The 18,798-nt window shown below is 55.0% G+C and carries 17 protein-coding genes and 1 other RNA gene; 6 read left to right on the top strand and 12 right to left on the bottom strand.

The window, feature by feature from the left end; translation table 11 throughout:
* Positions 1–19 precede the first annotated feature (19 nt).
* The 3 genes from ubiH to MWH02_RS18710 are packed head-to-tail and all read right to left on the bottom strand — an operon-like array spanning position 20 to position 3,149.
* Complete coding sequence (gene ubiH, locus MWH02_RS18720) at positions 20–1,198, bottom strand: 2-octaprenyl-6-methoxyphenyl hydroxylase (protein WP_271461223.1); 1,179 nt, start codon at positions 1,196–1,198, stop codon at positions 20–22.
* Positions 1,195–2,517, bottom strand: coding sequence for a Xaa-Pro aminopeptidase (gene pepP / locus MWH02_RS18715; RefSeq protein WP_271461222.1), 1,323 nt, complete (start codon positions 2,515–2,517; stop codon positions 1,195–1,197). The genes ubiH and pepP overlap by 4 nt, the downstream gene beginning before the upstream one ends.
* 50 nt (positions 2,518–2,567) lie before the next feature.
* Positions 2,568–3,149, bottom strand: coding sequence for a YecA/YgfB family protein (locus MWH02_RS18710; protein ID WP_271461221.1), 582 nt, complete (start codon positions 3,147–3,149; stop codon positions 2,568–2,570).
* 170 nt (positions 3,150–3,319) lie between these two features.
* Here MWH02_RS18710 and zapA point away from each other — a divergent pair, with 170 nt between their 5' ends.
* The 3 genes from zapA (at position 3,320) to MWH02_RS18695 (ending at position 4,549) form a co-directional block, all read left to right on the top strand.
* Complete coding sequence (gene zapA / locus MWH02_RS18705) at positions 3,320–3,649, top strand: cell division protein ZapA (RefSeq protein ID WP_007890288.1); 330 nt, start codon at positions 3,320–3,322, stop codon at positions 3,647–3,649.
* Positions 3,650–3,688: 39 nt separating this feature from the next.
* Positions 3,689–3,872: non-coding RNA, 6S RNA (gene ssrS, locus MWH02_RS18700), on the top strand.
* 80 nt (positions 3,873–3,952) lie between these two features.
* Positions 3,953–4,549, top strand: coding sequence for a 5-formyltetrahydrofolate cyclo-ligase (locus MWH02_RS18695; protein ID WP_137386396.1), 597 nt, complete (start codon positions 3,953–3,955; stop codon positions 4,547–4,549).
* Positions 4,550–4,587: 38 nt separating this feature from the next.
* Here the strand turns inward: MWH02_RS18695 and serA are convergent, their stop codons facing one another.
* On the bottom strand, positions 4,588–5,826 hold the full coding sequence (serA, locus tag MWH02_RS18690; protein ID WP_110867996.1) for a phosphoglycerate dehydrogenase: 1,239 nt from the start codon (positions 5,824–5,826) through the stop codon (positions 4,588–4,590).
* Between the two features lie 279 nt (positions 5,827–6,105).
* A complete protein-coding gene (gene rpiA / locus MWH02_RS18685; protein WP_110867997.1) occupies positions 6,106–6,765 on the bottom strand; it encodes a ribose-5-phosphate isomerase RpiA in 660 nt (219 codons plus the stop codon).
* Positions 6,766–6,946: 181 nt separating this feature from the next.
* Between rpiA and MWH02_RS18680 the strand changes: the two genes are divergently transcribed.
* Positions 6,947–7,852: a LysR family transcriptional regulator ArgP gene (locus MWH02_RS18680; RefSeq protein ID WP_271461220.1), complete on the top strand. Its 906-nt coding sequence runs from the start codon at positions 6,947–6,949 to the stop codon at positions 7,850–7,852.
* A gap of 38 nt (positions 7,853–7,890) precedes the next feature.
* On the opposite strand, the gene MWH02_RS18675 is transcribed toward MWH02_RS18680, so the two are convergent.
* A complete protein-coding gene (locus MWH02_RS18675; RefSeq protein WP_101761944.1) occupies positions 7,891–8,619 on the bottom strand; it encodes an oxidative stress defense protein in 729 nt (242 codons plus the stop codon).
* 217 nt (positions 8,620–8,836) lie between these two features.
* Here MWH02_RS18675 and MWH02_RS18670 point away from each other — a divergent pair, with 217 nt between their 5' ends.
* Positions 8,837–10,144: an MFS transporter gene (locus MWH02_RS18670; RefSeq protein ID WP_192236439.1), complete on the top strand. Its 1,308-nt coding sequence runs from the start codon at positions 8,837–8,839 to the stop codon at positions 10,142–10,144.
* On the opposite strand, the gene MWH02_RS18665 is transcribed toward MWH02_RS18670, so the two are convergent.
* Positions 10,131–10,829, bottom strand: coding sequence for an IclR family transcriptional regulator (locus MWH02_RS18665; protein ID WP_101761942.1), 699 nt, complete (start codon positions 10,827–10,829; stop codon positions 10,131–10,133). The two genes, MWH02_RS18670 and MWH02_RS18665, sit on opposite strands and share 14 nt — an antisense overlap.
* A 57-nt stretch (positions 10,830–10,886) precedes the next feature.
* On the opposite strand from MWH02_RS18665, the gene MWH02_RS18660 reads away from it, so the two are divergent.
* Positions 10,887–13,145: an FAD-dependent oxidoreductase gene (locus MWH02_RS18660; RefSeq protein ID WP_439652374.1), complete on the top strand. Its 2,259-nt coding sequence runs from the start codon at positions 10,887–10,889 to the stop codon at positions 13,143–13,145.
* Here the strand turns inward: MWH02_RS18660 and argO are convergent.
* The 5 genes from argO to epd form a co-directional block, all read right to left on the bottom strand.
* Positions 13,142–13,765: an arginine exporter ArgO gene (argO, locus tag MWH02_RS18655; protein ID WP_271461218.1), complete on the bottom strand. Its 624-nt coding sequence runs from the start codon at positions 13,763–13,765 to the stop codon at positions 13,142–13,144. The genes MWH02_RS18660 and argO overlap by 4 nt on opposite strands.
* Before the next feature lie 128 nt (positions 13,766–13,893).
* Positions 13,894–14,769 carry a small-conductance mechanosensitive channel MscS gene (mscS, locus tag MWH02_RS18650; protein WP_271461217.1) on the bottom strand — a complete coding sequence of 292 codons (876 nt, stop codon included), beginning with the start codon at positions 14,767–14,769 and terminating at the stop codon, positions 13,894–13,896.
* 188 nt (positions 14,770–14,957) lie between these two features.
* Positions 14,958–16,037, bottom strand: coding sequence for a class II fructose-bisphosphate aldolase (gene fbaA, locus MWH02_RS18645; protein WP_110868001.1), 1,080 nt, complete (start codon positions 16,035–16,037; stop codon positions 14,958–14,960).
* 104 nt (positions 16,038–16,141) lie between these two features.
* Entirely contained in the window at positions 16,142–17,305 is a 1,164-nt protein-coding gene (gene pgk / locus MWH02_RS18640; RefSeq protein WP_101761937.1) for a phosphoglycerate kinase, read from the bottom strand.
* A gap of 51 nt (positions 17,306–17,356) precedes the next feature.
* A complete protein-coding gene (gene epd / locus MWH02_RS18635; RefSeq protein ID WP_271461216.1) occupies positions 17,357–18,376 on the bottom strand; it encodes an erythrose-4-phosphate dehydrogenase in 1,020 nt (339 codons plus the stop codon).
* Between the last annotated feature and the right edge of the window lie 422 nt (positions 18,377–18,798).

Below are 18,798 nucleotides of genomic sequence, written 5' to 3'. Positions count from 1 at the left end.
GCTGCCCCTTAATTCGTGCTTAACGCTTAACCCAGCCGAGCGTGCGCGCGGCAAGTGGATTTCGTAGCCAAGGCAGATGGTCCATCGCCACCAGCCCAAGATTTCGTCCTGCTACCAACGGCGCATAGCGGTTAGCAAACAGTCGGACTAAACCGTCAGTGACGCCAACAGTGGCGGCACGATCGGGCTGACGTCGCGCGGCAAAATTCTGTAATACCGCGAAACTGCCGGGATCTTTCTGCTGACGATATGCGCCTGCCAGCGTTTCCGCCAGCGACATCACATCGCGCAGACCCAGGTTGAAGCCTTGTCCGGCGATTGGATGCAGCGTTTGCGCCGCGTTGCCCACCAGCGCCAGACGATGTGTCACCTGACGTTCAGCGGTTTGCAGCGCCAGCGGATAATGCTCGCGTTGACCGGTATGCGTGAAGCGCCCCAGACGCCAGCCGAATGCGCGTTGCAGTTCTTGCAGGAAGGTCGCATCATCCCACTGCTTAATCGTTGCTTGCGCCTCAAGCGGGTGGCACCACACCAGCGACATGCGGTTGCCGGACATCGGCAACAGCGCCAGCGGGCCGTATTCGGTAAAGCGCTCAAAGGCGCGGCCCTGATGCGGCAACTGCGTCGACACGTTGGCGATAACCGCCAACTGCTGATAATCGTCGCGCTGCCAGGTGATACCGCAGGACGCGCCTAAAGGTGAACGCGAACCGTCGGCGGCCACCAGTAATGCGCCTGCCAGCTGTTCGCCGCTGTTCAACATCACCTGCACATTATCCGCCGTACGCGCTACCGAAGTTACATGATCCGGGCAGCGCAGCGTGACGCCTGACGCTTTTTGCAGGCGTTGAAACAGCCGCTGGCCGACATCAAACAGTTCAACCACCTGACCGAGCGCAGGCAACTGATGATCTTGCGCTTTAAGCGAAACAAAGCCGGTATGACCGCGATCGGAAACGTGAATATCGGTGATGGGCGTGGCGCAATCGGCCAGCGAGCGCCACAGATCGATATCTGCTAACTGCTGACAGGTGCCAGCCGCCAGGGCAATCGCGCGTCCGTCAAAGCCAGGATGTGCGCGGCTGTCGGGCTGGCTGCGCTCAATCAGGGTAACCGGCAGTTGGCCTTGCGTCAGATGTGAAATCGCCAGCGCCAGAGTCGCACCGGTCATGCCGCCGCCAGCAATCAAAATGCTCATGCGTGACGTGCCGCCGCCATCAAGGCTTCAATCGCATCGGCGTCTTTAACTACGCTGTCGGTGAGATTTTCGTTGCCGTCGGCGGTGATGACGATGTCATCTTCGATGCGAATGCCAATGCCGCGATATTGTGGCGGTACTTTGGCATCTGGCGCGATATACAAGCCAGGCTCAACCGTCAGCACCATGCCCGGCTCCAGCACGCGGTCGCGGCTTGGCGTGCCGTAATGGCCGACATCGTGCACATCCAGCCCCAGCCAGTGACTCAAACCGTGCATGAAGAACGGACGATGCGCCTGCTCTTCAAACAGCGTATCGATATTGCCATCCAGAATGCCGAGATCGACCAGGCCGGTAATCATAATACGCACCACCTCGTCGTTGACGTCATGGATGCTGATGCCCGGACGGAACATCGACAGCGCTTTGTTGAGCGAAGCCAGCACGATGTCGTAGATGGCGCGCTGCGGCTCGCTAAAGGTGCCGTTGACCGGGAAGGTGCGGGTGATATCGCCCGCGTAGCCGTGGAATTCACAGCCTGCGTCAATCAGCACTAAGTCGCCATCGCGCATTTCCGATTCGTTTTCGGTGTAGTGCAGAATACAGCCGTTTTCGCCCGAACCGACAATGGTGTTGTACGAGGGGAAACGCGCGCCGTGGCGATTGAATTCGTGATGAATTTCGCCTTCCAGCTGATATTCGAACATGCCCGGACGACAGGCTTGCATCGCTCGCGTGTGCGCCAGCGCGCTGATTTTTCCGGCGCGGCGCAGAATCTCAATCTCTTCTGCGCTTTTGAACAGGCGCATGTCGTGCACCCACGGACGCCAGTCGGTAACTGTGTCGGGCGCGCTAAGGTTTTGACGGAAGCCGCGACGCAGTTTTTCCAGCGCGCTGAACACCAGCTGATCGGCTTCTGCGTATTCGCCCTGCGCGTGGTAAACCACATCCAGGCCGTTAAGCAGTTGATGCAGCTGCTCGCCGATGTCATCCCACGGCAAAGCGCGATCGACACCCAGTTTCGCCGGTGCGGCATCCTGGCCAAGGCGGCGACCAAACCAGATTTCGGCCGTCAGGTCACGCACGCGATTGAACAGCACACTGTGATTGTGCTTATCATCACTTTTGATTAAGACCAGCAGCGCCTGCGGTTCATTAAAACCGGTGAAGTACCAGAAGTCGCTGTTTTGACGAAAGCTGTATTCGGTGTCGTTGCTGCGCGTCACTTCAGGTGCAGCAAAAATTAACGCCGCACTGCCTGGCGCCATGCGGGCAATCAGCGCCTGACGACGTTGTTGAAACGTATCCAAGGTAATCATGTTTGCACTCCCTGTTGAAGACGGGCTACAACGCACCCGCATTGACGCGCTTAATGTAGCGTAGGTTTCTGTACTTCTGGTGCCGTTGGCTGATGCGGACGCGTGAAGGTGTCATGGCACAGCAGAGCGGCAACGCGCACGTACTCAATCACCTCTTCGAGTGACTGCTCCAGCTCTTCCTGATCTTCATCTTCGTCATAGCCAAGTTGTGCGATGGTGCGCAGATCGTCAATCGCTTCGCCAGTTTCGCCGGTCACTTTCTCCAGCTTCGGCTGCGTGACACCCAAACCGAGCAGGAAGTGGTTTACCCAACCGGCCAGCGCATCCGCGCGATCGAATACCGTGATGTCATCGTCTTCCGGCAACATCAGCTGGAACATAAAACCTTCGTTTTCCAGCGTGGTCGCCAGGCTTTCATGCAGCGCCTGCAGCGGCTGAGACAGGCTCTGCGAAAACGCCATGCCTTCGTTGGTGAGATCGTGAACCATGGTTTTCCAGCTGGTATCCTGATTGCCGCCGCACAGAATCCCGGAAAGGAGACCATGCATTTCGGCTGGCGTCATGCCCACGCCCTGCTGTGAAAGGGCCGCGGCCAGCGCGTTGTAACTCGGCGTTGCGTTCTGTAAAGACATAAGCTTTGGTCGTCGTTGGCAGAATAAGTTCGTGTTATGCTACCACCAGGTGCCTCTGGGTTTCCAGAAAAGGGGTTGTAACTTATAACTCGGGTATATATAGTTTCGCACCTCCCAACCCATTGACCGGTAAGGGAGATGCGATCGAAGTAATCAGTTAGGATGGTGGCATGTCTGCACAACCAGTAGATATTCAAATTTTTGGTCGTTCGTTAAGAGTGAATTGCCCGCCTGAACAGCAAGATGCGCTGAATCTGGCCGCAGAGGATCTCAATCAACGGTTGCAAGATTTAAAAGTTCGCACTAGAGTCACCAATACAGAGCAACTGGTGTTCATCGCCGCGTTAAACATCTGCCACGAGTTGGCACAAGAGAAAGGTAAGACGCGCGACTATGCAGCAAACATGGAACAACGTATCCGCATGCTGCAGCAGACCATTGAACAAGCGTTAGTAGAGCAAGGTCGCATAACTGACCGCCAGGGCCCTAATTTTGAATAAAGCTTCATGGTCCTCATGTTAGAGTGACGGTGAAGTAAATTTTCTCTGAGATGTTTGCAAGCGGGCCAGTCCCCTGAGCCGATATTTCATACCAACAGAATGTGACGCTCCACAATTTGTGCGCATGCTCGGTCCGTCCGAGAAGCCTAATAGTTGTGACGGCATGTTCACCTTGAACCAAGGGTTCAAGGGTTACAGCCTGCGGCGGCATCTCGGAGATCTCCATTTAGTAGCAAGTCTGTTTCCCCGGTTCGCATGATATAATCGCTTTTAAGAAGCGATTATTCCGGGGATTTAGATATCATGCCAGCGCCCTCCCTTCTCGACCGTCAAGACATCCGTCAGCATGTGCGCCATTTGCGCCGTAATCTCACGTCTGAGCAACAGGAACAAGCCGCCGATCAGTTGGCTGAACACGCCATCAACATTGCACCGATCGCTAATGCCCAACGCATTGCGCTGTTTTTATCTGTCGATGGAGAGATCAACACCCGCCCGCTAATCGCCAAACTTTGGCAGCAAAAAAAGCAGGTTTACTTACCGGTGCTTCATCCCTTCTCGCCGGGCAATCTGCTGTTTATCCGTTACACGCCAGAAACGCCACTCGCGCCAAATAAACTTCGCATCCCGGAACCGCCGCTGGATATCACGCAACTGGCCACGCTGGATCAGCTGGATGTGATGCTGGTGCCGCTGGTGGCGTTTGACTATGCTGGCCAACGTTTGGGAATGGGTGGCGGATTCTACGATCGCACGCTGCAAAACTGGCAGCAGCATGGTTTTCTGCCGGTGGGCATCGCACATGATTGTCAGCGCGTAGAAGCATTACCGGTTGCCGCCTGGGATGTGCCGCTCCCCGCGATACTGACGCCATCGAAACTGTGGCAGTGGGAAGCGTGAGCAGGAAAAACAAAGGGCGCCAATGGCGCCCTGTTTAATCAGTACAGCAGACGGGCGCGGATGGTGCCCGGAATCGCCTTCATCGCCTGCAGCGCTTTATCCGCTGCATCCTGCTCAGCATCAATATCGATCACCACGTAGCCCATAATCGGCGTGGTTTGCAGATACTGCGCGGCGATGTTGATGCCCTGCTCGGCAAAAATCTGGTTAATGGCGGTCAGCACACCCGGACGGTTTTCATGGATGTGCAGCAGACGGCTAGCACTTGCCGCATGCATCGGCAGTGAGACTTCCGGGAAGTTAACCGCAGACAGCGTAGAACCGTTGTCGGAGTATTTCGCCAGCTTGCCAGCCACTTCGATACCGATGTTTTCCTGCGCTTCCTGCGTTGAACCACCAATGTGCGGCGTCAGGATCACGTTATCGAACTCGCACAGCGGTGAGTTAAACGGATCGCTGTTAGTCGCAGGCTCGACCGGGAAGACGTCGATAGCGGCACCGGACAGATGTTTATTCGCCAGGGCATCACACAGCGCCGGAATATCGATCACGGTACCGCGCGCGGCGTTGATCAGCAGCGCACCCGGCTTCATCAGCGCCAGCTCTTCCGCGCCAATCATGTTCTGAGTGGATGGCGTTTCAGGAACGTGCAGGCTGACCACGTCGCTCATGTTGAGCAGATCGGAGAGATGACGCACCTGAGTGGCGTTACCCAGCGGCAGCTTGCTTTCGATATCGTAGAAGAACACGTGCATACCGAGGCTTTCTGCCAGTACACCCAGCTGCATGCCGATGTGGCCGTAACCGATGATGCCCAGTTTCTTGCCGCGAGCTTCAAACGAACCGTTGGCGACTTTATTCCAGATGCCACGGTGCGCTTTGGCGTTGGCTTCCGGAATGCCACGCAGCATCAGCAGCATTTCGCCAATCACCAGCTCTGCAACAGAACGGGTGTTGGAGAACGGCGCGTTGAACACCGGCACACCGCGTTTCGCCGCTGCCGCGAGATCAACCTGGTTAGTACCGATACAGAAGCAGCCGACTGCTACCAGCTTTTCTGCGGCAGCAAAGATCTCTTCAGTCAGTTGGGTACGGGAACGGATACCAATGAAGTGCGCATCGCGGATGGAGGATTTCAGCGACTCCGCATCCAGCGCCCCTTTGTGAAACTCGATGTTGGTGTAGCCTGCTGCACGCAGGTTTTCCAGCGCACTCTGGTGAACGCCTTCCACCAGCAGGAACTTAATCTTGTCTTTTTCCAGTGATACCTTTGCCATTTCCCGACCCTATTCAGAATTCAATGAGGACTACCATAAGGTAGCCTTCTGTCAAAATATCAAAAATTTCGTGCGCAGCAATACAAACGATTGCCTGGGAGCCAGCACGCGCCCACGCGGAGACAGCACAATGCCGTACAAAATCGTGACATCCTTAATGGACGAAGTACGAACTTACTGCTGATGAATCTTTTGTGACATAAGTCACCAAATTTCAGCCTGGTGAGAAAAGATGTTTTGCGGATGGAAATAACCGGCGCATTACGCGCGCCGGACAGATCATTTTACGATGGTTTTCACGCCTTCTGCGGTACCAATCAGTGCGACGTCCGCACCACGTCCCGCAAACAGGCCAACGGTCACTACGCCCGGCAGCGCATTAATGGTTTTTTCCAGCTCAATGGGATCGAGAATACGCAGATTATGCACGTCGAGAATAATGTTGCCGTTGTCGGTAATGACGTTCTGGCGATACTCCGGCAAGCCGCCGAGTTTGACCAGTTCACGCGCCACATACGAACGCGCCATCGGAATCACTTCAACCGGCAGCGGGAAATGGCCCAGCACATCAACTTCTTTCGATGCATCGGCAATGCAGACAAATTTCTTCGCCACCGCCGCAACGATTTTCTCACGCGTCAGCGCTGCGCCACCGCCTTTGATCATCTGCATCTGCGGATTGATCTCATCGGCGCCATCAACGTACACCGACAGTTCATCAATTTCGTTGAGATCGAAGATGTGAATGCCCAGCGCTTTCAGTTTCTCCGTTGAGGCTTCCGAGCTGGAAACCGCACCTTCAATCTGATTCTTCATGGTGCCGAGTGCATCAATAAAATGCGCTGCCGTCGATCCCGTGCCTACGCCGACAATAGTGCCGGGCTCTACGTACTGCAGGGCTGCCCAACCTACCGCTTTTTTCAGTTCATCCTGGGTCATGGTATGTTTAAAACCTGTGCGACATCGAAGTGCGCGTAGTATAAAACAAGGCGCTGTAAAAAAGCGCGACAGTTAGACAGCCGATTTAACACTTTGGAAGCCAGCCCGCAAAAATGCGCCGCAGCACAATTTGACAGTTTTATGGCATAGTAATGTCCACCCTGAACGAGAGAGAACAACAATGAAACGCCCGGATTATCGAACGCTTCAGGCGCTGGATGCTGTGATTCGCGAGCGCGGCTTTGAGCGTGGGGCACAAAAACTCTGCATTACCCAATCGGCGGTTTCGCAGCGTATTAAACAGCTGGAAAATTTATTTGGTCAGCCGCTGCTGGTGCGCACCGTGCCGCCGCGTCCGACCGAGCAGGGACAAAAGTTACTGGCGTTGTTGCATCAGGTTGAACTACTGGAAGAGGAGTGGCTGGGTGATGATAACGGTGGAACCACGCCGCTGTTGCTGTCGCTGGCGGTCAACGCCGACAGCCTGGCCACCTGGCTGCTGCCCGCGCTGAAAGACGTGCTGGCCGATTCGCCAGTGCGCCTGAATTTGCAGGTGGAAGATGAAACCCGCACGCAGGAACGCCTACGTCGCGGTGAAGTGGTCGGCGCGGTGAGTATTCAGCCGCAGCCGCTGCCAAGCTGTCTGGTGGATCAACTGGGTGCGCTCGATTATCTGTTCTGCGCCTCACCTGATTTTGCTGCTCGCTATTTCCCGAACGGCGTAACACGCTCTGCGCTGCTGAAAGCGCCGGCGGTGGCATTTGATCATCTGGACGATATGCATCAGGCGTTTTTACAGCAGAACTTTGACCTGTCGCCGGGCAGCGTGCCTTGCCACATCGTTAACTCGTCAGAAGCCTTTGTGCAGCTGGCGCGTCAGGGTTCGGTGTGCTGTATGATTCCGCATCTGCAGATTGAGCGCGAGTTAGCGCAAGGTGAACTGGTGGATTTGACGCCAGGCCTGTATCAGCGTCGTATGCTGTACTGGCACCGGTTTGCGCCGGAAAGTCGTTTGATGCGCAGCGTGACCGACGCGCTGATTGCGCACGGACATCGCGTGCTGCGTCAGGATGTGTTGCCAGCGTAAAGATCAGGTCGCCCTTCATGGCGACCTGATATCAAACCTTACGGTGTGTTTGGTTTGATTTCAAAGACGACATCTACCTGGTCGTCAAAGTGAATGCTCTGCTGCTCGTAAGTTTGCTGCGCGGTGGTATCAGCTTGTACTGCGGCGGCCTTATACATGCGCGCCATCGGCATCGGTTGATAGTTCGCAACGTGATAGCGGATGCTGTAAACCGAACCTAACTTAGCGTTAAACCCTTCTGCCAGCGCGTTAGCCTGCTGCGTAGCATTAGCGATGGCCACTTTACGCGCCTTCTCTTTGTAGCTGTCCGGATTCGCCACACCTAATTCGACCGAACGAATTTCATTCAGGCCAGATTTTAACGCGCCATCCAACAGCTCGTTGAGTTTGTCCAGCTGGCGCAGCGTTACCTGTACCTGACGCTCGGCACGATAGCCTTTCAGTACCGACTTACCTTCTTTGGTGTAATCGTACTCTGGCTGCGTGCTGAGGTTTGCCGCATCAATATCTTTTTTCTCGATACCGTTCTTTTGCAGGAAATCGAAATATTGCGCCACGCGATCATCAGCTTGTTTCTTCGCTTCTGCCGCGTCTTTCGACGAAACATTCACCACAATCGCGAGCGTCGCGAGATCTGGCGTGGCATCAACGCTTGCCTGTCCAGAAGTCACCACATGCGGTCCATTTGGCAATTCGCCTGCCTGAACTAAACCGGACAGTGCGCCCGTGCTCATTACGGCGGCCAGCGCCAGTGCTTTCAGTTTCACGAAAGTCCTCCTTGAGGGATTCAATTTGCAGGTCGCCATTATGGCTAAACCCAAAACACATTAACATGTGTGCTTATCTGATTAGTAAACGGCTCAAAAGTTCGAGCAATCTCCTTTTTAACGTAGCCGCGATCGCAAATTTAGCTGTACGGATTCGCCAATAAAACACTTATTCGTTTCTATTAAAGAAACACCTCTGAGTTCGGGAGAGTTGCCAATGACAGAACAGCCACTTAGCCAAACCGTTGCCAGCGCTCGCGCGGGACGCACGCGCTTTCTGATGCTCGGTCTGGTGTTTATTAACATCATTATCAACTATATGGATCGCACTAACCTGTCGGTTGCCGCTACGGCAATGGCTGGCGAATTGCGCTTCTCGCCCATGGAGATGGGATTGATCTTTTCCGCCTTTGGCTGGATCTACGCTGCGCTACAGATTCCCGGCGGCTTCCTCATCGATCGCCTTGGTGCGCGCGTCGTTTATGGCGTCGGTTTATTTGCCTGGTCGCTGATCACCGCGCTGCACGCGCTTGCCAACAGCTTTGGCGCGCTATTTGGTCTGCGGCTCGGCGTCGGCGCTTTTGAAGCGCCGGTGATGCCCTCCAACAACCGGGTGATCTCCAGCTGGTTTCCGGAGCAAGAGCGCGCCAGTGCCATCGGCATTTACTCCTCAGCGCAGTTTGTCGGCCTGGCGTGTATGACGCCGCTGCTGTTTCATCTGCAGGATGCTTTTGGCTGGCGCGGACTGTTTTTGATCACCGGACTTGCGGGGATGATTTGGGCGCTGGTGTGGTATTGGCTCTACCGCGAGCCGAATCAGCATCAAGGCGTGTCAAAAGCTGAGCTCAGCTATTTGCGTGACAACGGTGCGCTGCTGGAGAGTCGACAAAATTCGCAGCAGCCCATAGCGCGCTGGGGCGATTTGGCGCAGATGTTCCGCAGTCGTAAATTGGTCGGCATCTACATTGGCCAGTTCACCATTTCCGCCACCTTCTGGTTCTTCCTCACCTGGTTCCCGACGTATCTGGTGGAGTATCGTCACATGGGCTTCATCAAAAGCGGCTACGTTGCTTCGCTGCCCTACTTCGCCGCCTTCTGTGGCGTGCTGCTGGCCGGATTTGCCTCAGATCGCATGATACGTCGCGGTATCTCCGCTAGCGTGGCGCGCAAGCTACCGGTGATCCTTGGCCTGTTCCTGACGCTGTTTATCCTTGGCGCCAATTACACCAACGATTCCACGCTGATTATTCTGTTTATGTCGCTGGCGTTCTTCGGCAACGGCCTGGCGACCATTACCTGGGTGTTTGTCACGGCGTTGGCGCCGCGCCACTTGATTGGTCTGGCGGGCGGCGTATTTAACTTTACCGGTGCGCTGTCATCCATCGTGGTGCCGATTGCCATTGGTGCGTTAATCGACGGCGATAACTTCGCGCCAGCCCTGGCATTTATCGCCGTGCTGGCCGCGATTGGCATCTGCAGTTACCTGTTTATTGTCGGGAAAATCGATCATGTTAGCGCGGGGTGAACACGGTTTGCGCCAGCGATTGCAACTGTTGCAGGCGCTGCGCGAGGTGCGCCTCATCGTCCTGCCAGATTTTGGCGAACGCCAATGCCGCGCGATTGTGATCAATCGGCTGCGCCATGCTGATTTCGCCATCATCGCGGTGCCAGATCAGGTAACCCTCAGCACGCTTACGCGCCAGCAGCGGCGCGATTTGCAGCCACTGTTCTTCGCTAAAACGCGGGCGCAGCGCCTCGTCACTTTCCGCCGCCAGCAACGACACGCCAATCACCGATTGCCACGCGGGCAGCATGCGGAAACCGGCCAGCGCCTGGCTGGCGTTGATGCGTTCACCGGGTTCCGAGTGCCAGATATAGATCACCTGATCCTCCCACAGCACGCCCAGCGCCACCACGATATCGCGCGGCGCGTGGCGTTCCAGCTGCGGCAACGCCTGCGCGAACAGCGAAGATCCGCGAATCGCCTGTGCCGCCAGCGCGTGAATACCGGGGCCAGGCAGATAGCGTCGATGCTCATCCTGCGTCGTCAGTCCAATCGACGCCATGGTCATCAGCAGTCGATTCACACGCGTGCTGTTCATCCCCATCTGGCGCGCCAGTTCACGGCAACCCACGGCCTTATCACTGGACACCAGATATTGCAGACAGCGAATACCGTCAATCAGGCTTTGGTTCGGTTGAGAAGACATAGATCACCTGCGGCGGGCAAACTCCAATCTTAGCCTTAGAGTCAGAGGAATGAAATGATGCAAACTTTCTCTACGCAAAATGAGCGCCACTTTCCGCAACAACGACTTCAAGCGGAGTTATTGATCGTCGGCGGTGGACTGGCGGGCGTGTGTGCCGCGCTGGCCGCCGCACGCGATGGCCTGGATGTGGTGCTGATTCAGGATCGCCCGGTGCTGGGCGGTAACGCTTCCAGCGAAGTGCGCTTGTGGGCCAACGGTGCGACCTCACACATGGGCAATAACAATCGCTGGGCGCGCGAAGGCGGCATCATGGGCGAGATCATGGAGGAGAACCTGTGGCGCAATAAAGAGGGCAATCCGGTACTGTTCGATATGGTGCTGCTGGACATCGTACAGGCGCAGCCCGGCCTGACTTTGCTGCTCAATACGGTGGTGACCGATATCGAAAAATCTGGCCGCCGTTTGCTGTCAGTGCAGGCGTTTAACGCCATTAATCAAACGCGTTATCGGGTTTCGGCTACACAATTTATCGATGCCAGCGGCGATGGCGTATTGGGCTATCTGGCCGGTGCGGCGCATCGCGTGGGCGCGGAATCCGTGGAGGAGTTTGGCGAGAAGATGGCGCCGGGCGAGAATTTCGGCCACAAGCTCGGACATTCCATTTACTTCTACACCAAGCGCACGGCACAACCGGTACGCTTCGTTGCGCCCTCTTTCGCACTAAAAGAGATCACCGCCATTCCGCGCTATAAACGGCTAAGTTCAGAGCTGAACGGCTGCGATTTATGGTGGCTGGAATGGGGCGGACGGCTCGATACCGTGCATGAGAGCGAAACCATCAAGTGGGAACTGTGGAAAATTGTCTGGGGCGTGTGGGATTACATCAAAAACTCCGGCGAATTTTCCGATGCCGATAACCTCACCATCGAATGGGTGGGCCTGATTCCCGGCAAGCGCGAGAGCCGGCGTTTTCTCGGCGAGACGATGCTGTGCCAGCAGGACATCATCGAACAACGCGACCACTACGATGCGGTGGCGTATGGTGGCTGGTCGATTGATCTGCATCCGGCCGACGGCGTCTACAGCGAACACGATGGCTGTCGTCAGTTCCACAGCAAAGGGACTTACACCATTCCCTTCCGCGCGCTCTACAGCCAGTCGCTGGACAATCTGCTGCTCACCGGCCGACTGATCTCCGCTACGCACGTCGCCTTTGGCAGCGCACGCGTCATGTGCACCTGCGGCGTGCTGGGCGAAGTGGTGGGCCGCGCGGCGGCGCTGTGCCAGCAACAGCAGATCACGCCCGCCGAACTGGCGCAGCCTGAGCGCGTTGGGCAGCTGCAGCAGCATCTGCTGCGTCAGGGTGCGTTTATCCCGCGACATCCGTTGGCCAACCCAGCGCGCGAGGCGTATGTCACGGTGAGCAGCACCTTAGAGTTGCGCGCCCTGCCCGCCGATGCCGGTTGGCAGCCGCTGCAATCTCGCTGTGCGTTGCTGCTGCCGCTCAAAGCGGGCGAACGCTTGCCGGCAATCAGCGTGCAGCTGCGTGCCGCCAACGCGCAGAAATTACAGGTATCGCTGCTCACCAGCGCTAATCCGGCCAATACCTGCGGCGACTGCCAACTGAGCACGCAAAGTATCACGGTTACTGAGCAAGGCACTTATCGACTGAGCTTTGATTATCGCGCCGAATGCGATCGCTATGTATTTATCGCCTTTGAGGAGAACGCTGCGATTGAGGTTGCATTAACCAGCCAGCGTTTGCCGGGCGTGATGATGGTGTTCAACAGTCTCAATCCGCGCGTAGCGAAACGCACACGCCAGATTAATGATGGCGATTACGGCGTTGATGAGTTTGATTTCTGGCTGCCGCGCCGGGCTCCACAGCAAATCCTGCTGGCCTTTGCGCTGGAAACGCCGCTGCAGCTTTGGCACCGCGACTATCTGCTCAACGGCAAGCTGCGCCCGGAACAGCACACTAACTGCTGGGTGCCGGCGCAGGATGACACGCATCCCAACGTCAGCTGGCATTGGAATGAACCGCAGCAGGCGAAACACATTACCTTGCTGTTTGACAACGACTTCGACCATGCGATGGAAACGGTGCAAATGGGCCACGCACAGGCTGTGACGCCGCACTGCACCACACATTATCGCGTATGGCTGGATGAGATGCTTTTGGCAGACGTGACGGAAAATCATCACTCGCTGTGTCATCACTTGGTGCCAGGAGGCGTGAGTTTTAGCCAGATACGACTGGAGTTGCTCGCCAGTGCGGGCGCGCTGCCCGCACTGTACGGATTACATCTGCATTAGAGTGCAGCAATGCCCTGACGCGCCAGCTGAATGGCGATAAACCACATCACGCCGCCGACCAGCAAATTGATAATGCGCTGCGCCCGCACGGTGCGCAGCCGCGGCGACAGCCACGCGGCCAGCAGCGCCAGGCCGAAGAACCAGATAATTGAGGCACTCACGGTGCCAAATGCAAACCAACGACGCGCGTCTTCAGACGGAAGCTGGCTACCGAGGCTGCCGAGCACCACAAAGGTGTCGAGATAGACGTGCGGATTGAGCCAGGTCACCGCCAGAATAGTAGCGATGATGCGCCAGCGACCTTGCTTTATCTCCGCATCAGATGCCAGCAACACATCACCTTGCCATGCAGCGCGCAGCGCCCCCCAACCGTACCACAGCAAAAACGCCACGCCCGCCCAAGTGATCAGCATCAATAAGAGAGGCGATTGATTCAGCAACGCGCTGCCGCCAAAAATCCCACCACAGATCAGCGCAATATCGCTAAGGGTACACAGCGATGCGGTCATCAGGTGGTAATGGCGCTTAATGCCCTGATTCATCACAAAAGCATTTTGCGGGCCTAACGGCAAAATCAGCGCAGCACCAAGGGCAAGCCCTTGTAAATAAACAGATAACACGGAAATAACCTTAATTACTGGGGAGGTGCGATGCAGTATAGTGACGCGAGGATATTAGAGGAAATTGAAATATTTAATAGGCTATTAGAATGAGTAATAAAAAAGGCACCCGCAGGTGCCCTTCTCTATTATTCGCTGCGTGCAGGCTGTTGTTGCTCGCTCTTCACCTGATGCAGATGCACATCCATCTGCGGGTAAGGAATGCCGATGCCGTTCGCGTCCAGCGTACGTTTGAAGTTCTTCATCAGATCCCAATAGACGTTTTGCAGATCGCTGCTTTTACTCCAGCAACGCACCACAAAGTTGAGCGATGAAGCCGCCAGTTCATTTAGGCCGATCTGTACGCCGAGGTCTTGCAGTACGCGCTCGTCCGCATCAACCACTTCACGCAACAGGCTAATAACCTGATCGACATCCGCATCGTAAGCCACACCAATAATGAACTCGTTGCGACGGATCGGTTCACGTGAATAGTTAACGATATTGCCGGCGATAATTTTACCGTTGGGTACCACAACGATTTTGCCATCAGCGCTTTTCAGCGTAGTGGAGAAAATCTGCACGTTCTGTACGGTACCCATCACGCCGCCGAGATCGACAAACTCACCGGTTTTGAACGGGCGGAAGGTCACCAACAGCACGCCAGCAGCCAGGTTGGACAGCGAACCTTGCAGCGCCAAACCCACAGCCAAGCCAGCAGCACCCAGCACGGCAATCACTGAGGCGGTTTGTACGCCAACGCGTCCCAGTGCAGCAATGACGGTAAAAGCGATAATTCCGTAGCGCACCATTGTAGAAAGGAAATCTGCCACAGTGGCATCAATATGACGCGCCAGCAGAACGCGGTTAATCGCATTGGAGACGATGCGCGCAATGAACATACCAATGATGATGGTAATAATCGCCGCCACAATATTGACCGCATAGCTCAGGATCAACGCCTGATTACGTATCAGCCATCCACCAGCACTATTAATGCCATCAACGACATGTAAATCTTCCATTTGTTAGCCCTGTTGTTGAGTTTCCCGCGGGAAATTGCCAAAAACTGCCAGATTGACTCCGACACTCCGAATACAAGGGTAAACAAAAATAAGGCGAAGCGCCAAAAATGGCCTGAATTCGTGGGATTTTCTGAATGAGACGCATAAAAAAAGGCCCTTGCGGGCCTTTTTTGTACTGTACGGAAAAATTACAGTACGTCGACAGCGTTAAGCTCTTTGAAAGCCTGCTCCAGGCGAGTCACCATGGAAGCCTGCGCTGAGCGCAGCCATACGCGTGGATCATAATATTTCTTGTTCGGGCTATCCACGCCTTTAGGGTTGCCTAATTGGCCTTGCAGATATGCTTCGTTTTCTTTGTAGAACTTCAGAATACCGTCCCATGTTGCCCACTGGGTATCTGTATCGATGTTCATTTTAATTACGCCGTAACCAATTGATTCTTTGATTTCTTCTGGAGATGAACCTGAACCGCCGTGGAACACGAAATCGAGCGCGTTATGCGGCAAGTTGTGTTTTTTAGTCACGTATTCCTGAGAATCACGCAGGATGGTCGGCGTCAGTTTCACGTTGCCTGGCTTGTACACGCCGTGCACGTTACCGAATGAAGCAGCGATGGTGAAACGTGGGCTGATTTTGCTCAGCTCGGTGTAAGCGTAATCAACGTCTTCTGGCTGAGTGTACAGCGCAGAAGCGTCCATGTGGCTGTTGTCCACGCCGTCTTCTTCGCCACCGGTACAACCCAGTTCGATTTCCAGGGTCATATCCAGTTTGGCCATGCGCGCCAGATACTTAGAAGAAATCTCGATGTTCTCTTCCAGTGACTCTTCAGACAGGTCGATCATGTGAGAAGAGAACAGCGGCTTACCGGTTTTCTTGAAGTGCTCTTCACCCGCGTCCAGCAGACCGTCGATCCACGGCAGCAGTTTCTTGGCGCAGTGGTCGGTATGCAGGATTACTGGCACACCGTACTGTTCAGCCATCAGATGCACATGGTATGCACCCGCGATAGCGCCGAAGATAGCCGCGCCCTGCGGCTTGTCGGTTTTGAAACCTTTACCGGCGATGAAGGCAGCACCACCATTGGAGAACTGAACGATGACCGGCGCTTTCACTTTGGCCGCAGCTTCCAATACCGCGTTAATAGAATCCGTGCCGACGCAGTTAACTGCTGGCAGAGCGAATTTGTTCTCTTTCGCTACCTGGAAAATTTTCTGAACGTCGTCACCAGTGACAACGCCGGGTTTTACGAAATCAAAAATTTTAGACATGTTTGTGTCCCGTTTCGTTACCGTTCATCCCCGAAGGGATTGCGATTTGTTTGCCCCATAAAGGGCTAGCCTTCAGGCGACGCCCAAGCGTCGCCCCCAAAGAGTTACTGCTTCGCGCGCTCTTCCAGCATAGCAACTGCTGGCAGTTTTTTACCTTCCACGAACTCGAGGAATGCGCCGCCGCCGGTTGAGATGTAAGAGATCTTATCTTCGATACCGAACAGATCGATTGCAGCCAGCGTATCGCCGCCGCCTGCCACTGAGAATGCATCGCTATCGGCGATTGCATTTGCCACGATTTCGGTACCTTTACGGAAGTTCGGGAACTCGAACACGCCAACCGGACCGTTCCACAGAATGGTTTTCGCGCCTTTCAGAATCGCGGCCATCGCCTGTGCGGTTTCGTCGCCGAAGTCCATAATCTCTTCGTTATCCGCCACTTCGGAAACCTTTTTCACGGTTGCCGGGGCAGTTTCAGAGAATTCCGTGCCTACGCGAGAATCAGTAGGAACTGGGATACCAAACTGATCACGCAGACCTTTTGCTGCTTCGACGAAGTCTGGCTCGTACAGTGATTTACCGACGTTGTTATCGATAGCAACGAAGGTATTCGCGATACCGCCGCCGACAATCACGGTGTCAGCAATCTTCACCAGCGACTGCAGCACATCAAATTTGGTCGACACTTTAGAACCGCCAACCACAGCAACCAGCGGACGCTCTGGATTACTCATCACTTTGCCCAGCGCTTCCAGCTCAGCTGACAGCAGCGGACCGGCACATGCGATTGGGGCAAATTTGCCCACGCCGTGGGTAGAAGCCTGTGCGCGGTGCGCGGTACCGAAGGCATCCATCACGAACACGTCGCACAGTGCGGCATATTTCTTCGACAGCCCTTCTTCGTCTTTTTTCTCACCTTTATTAAAGCGCACGTTTTCCAGCACAACCAATTCGCCCGCGCCGACTTCAACGCCGTCGAGGTAATCTTTTGCCAGGGTAACGTTGGTGCCGTTCAGTTTATCTTTCAGGTAGTTAACAACCGGCAGCAGGGAAAACTCTTCGTTATATTCACCTTCGGTCGGACGACCCAGGTGAGAGGTAACCATCACTTTCGCGCCCTGTTTCAACGCCGCTTCGATGGTAGGCAGAGAAGCACGAATACGTGCATCTGACGTCACTTTCCCTTCTTTCACTGGCACGTTGAGATCGGCACGGATCAGAACGCGTTTACCAGCAAGATCCAGATCGGTCATCTTAATTACAGACATGGTGAACCCTCTCGTTGATTCTCATAAGTTTTGCCAGACGCAGTCCGCGTCTTACCTGAAACCGCTTGCGGCCAATGCTAACGTGGTGTCGATCATGCGGTTAGCAAAGCCCCATTCGTTGTCACACCAAACCAGCGTTTTGATAAGGTGATGACCACTGACCCGCGTTTGCGTGCCATCGACTATGGCACTGTGCGGATCATGGTTAAAATCTACTGAGACTAACGGTAATTCCGTATAGTCAACTATACCACGAAACGCCCCTTCTGACGCGTTTTGCAGCAACGCGTTGACCTCACACGCCTTCACCGCTTCGCGCACCGACACGCTCAGATCAATGGCTGTCACGTTGATGGTGGGCACGCGCACGGCAATCGCCTCAAAGCGATCGTTAAATTTCGGAAAAATACGGGTAATGCCAGCAGCGAGACGCGTATCTACCGGAATGATCGATTGGCTGGCGGCGCGGGTACGACGCAGATCGCTGTGATAGGCGTCGATCACCTGCTGATCGTGCATCGCCGAGTGAATGGTGGTCACGGTGCCCGACTCAATGCCAAAGGCGTCATCCAGCAACTTGATCACCGGAATAATGCAGTTGGTGGTGCAGGATGCGTTGGAGACAATGCGGTCAGTTTGTTTAAGAGCTTGTTCGTTAACACCGAATACGACTGTGGCATCGAGATCGTTGCCGCCCGGATGCGAGAACAACACTTTCTTCGCGCCCGCCGCCAAATGGGCTTCGCCATCAGCGCGGCTACCGTACACCCCGGTGCAATCCAGCACGATATCCACATTCAGTTCGCGCCACGGCAGCGCATCAATTTCAGCCTGATGCAGGATGCGAATGGTGTCGTCGCCAACAAATAGTTGATCGCGCTCCTGGCGCACATCAAAGGCAAAACGGCCGTGGCTGGTGTCGTACTTCAGCAGATGCGCCATACCGGCGGCGTCTGCCAACTCGTTAATGGCGACCACGGTGATCTCAGCCCGGCGACCGGTTTCATACAGGGCACGCAACACATTACGCCCGATACGACCAAAACCATTTATTGCTACGCGAACGGTCATCTCTACCTTCAACCACACCCGAAAAAACGTGCCGATTAGCCTGAGCGTTTCACACCGGTTTGTACAGGGAATTATTGCTTACCCACATGAGTGAGATGCACGATTTCGCTCACAACTGAAACGGTTCAGCTAGAGTAATGCAAGAGAGGAATAACGGGAATGATTGCGATCAAGTGAGTGGCTGAATATTGGATCTCCGTCACAAATTTTCCACTGACGGATTATTACTGCAGGAATAATTGAACCGTTTCAGGTTAGATACGCCTGCATTGCAGGTGCGCGCGATGAATCGCGCCGCTACAGGCTGTGCTTAACCGGTAGCGGCGCAATTTACTGCGCAAAGTTACAGAATAGATTTCGCCGTTTTCACCACGTTCTCAACCGTAAAACCAAACTCTTTGAACAGCTGATCCGCAGGCGCT

It is taken from the genome of Pantoea leporis (assembly GCF_028048155.1).
GTDB classification, from domain to species: Bacteria; Pseudomonadota; Gammaproteobacteria; order Enterobacterales; family Enterobacteriaceae; genus Pantoea; species Pantoea leporis.
This window is presented reverse-complemented; position numbering and strand designations above follow the sequence as displayed.

Bases quoted from the DNA above. Each gene is read 5' to 3' on its own strand.
- fbaA (WP_110868001.1), bottom strand. From the start codon at position 16,037: ATGTCTAAAATTTTTGATTTCGTAAAACCCGGCGTTGTCACTGGTGAC.
- MWH02_RS18660 (WP_439652374.1), top strand. From the start codon at position 10,887: ATGCAAACTTTCTCTACGCAAAATGAGCGCCACTTTCCGCAACAACGA.
- rpiA (WP_110867997.1), bottom strand. From the start codon at position 6,765: ATGACCCAGGATGAACTGAAAAAAGCGGTAGGTTGGGCAGCCCTGCAG.
- pepP (WP_271461222.1), bottom strand. From the start codon at position 2,517: ATGATTACCTTGGATACGTTTCAACAACGTCGTCAGGCGCTGATTGCC.
- zapA (WP_007890288.1), top strand. From the start codon at position 3,320: ATGTCTGCACAACCAGTAGATATTCAAATTTTTGGTCGTTCGTTAAGA.
- epd (WP_271461216.1), bottom strand. From the start codon at position 18,376: ATGACCGTTCGCGTAGCAATAAATGGTTTTGGTCGTATCGGGCGTAAT.
- MWH02_RS18680 (WP_271461220.1), top strand. From the start codon at position 6,947: ATGAAACGCCCGGATTATCGAACGCTTCAGGCGCTGGATGCTGTGATT.
- mscS (WP_271461217.1), bottom strand. From the start codon at position 14,769: ATGGAAGATTTACATGTCGTTGATGGCATTAATAGTGCTGGTGGATGG.
- pgk (WP_101761937.1), bottom strand. From the start codon at position 17,305: ATGTCTGTAATTAAGATGACCGATCTGGATCTTGCTGGTAAACGCGTT.
- ubiH (WP_271461223.1), bottom strand. From the start codon at position 1,198: ATGAGCATTTTGATTGCTGGCGGCGGCATGACCGGTGCGACTCTGGCG.
- MWH02_RS18710 (WP_271461221.1), bottom strand. From the start codon at position 3,149: ATGTCTTTACAGAACGCAACGCCGAGTTACAACGCGCTGGCCGCGGCC.
- serA (WP_110867996.1), bottom strand. From the start codon at position 5,826: ATGGCAAAGGTATCACTGGAAAAAGACAAGATTAAGTTCCTGCTGGTG.
- MWH02_RS18665 (WP_101761942.1), bottom strand. From the start codon at position 10,829: ATGTCTTCTCAACCGAACCAAAGCCTGATTGACGGTATTCGCTGTCTG.
- MWH02_RS18670 (WP_192236439.1), top strand. From the start codon at position 8,837: ATGACAGAACAGCCACTTAGCCAAACCGTTGCCAGCGCTCGCGCGGGA.
- MWH02_RS18695 (WP_137386396.1), top strand. From the start codon at position 3,953: ATGCCAGCGCCCTCCCTTCTCGACCGTCAAGACATCCGTCAGCATGTG.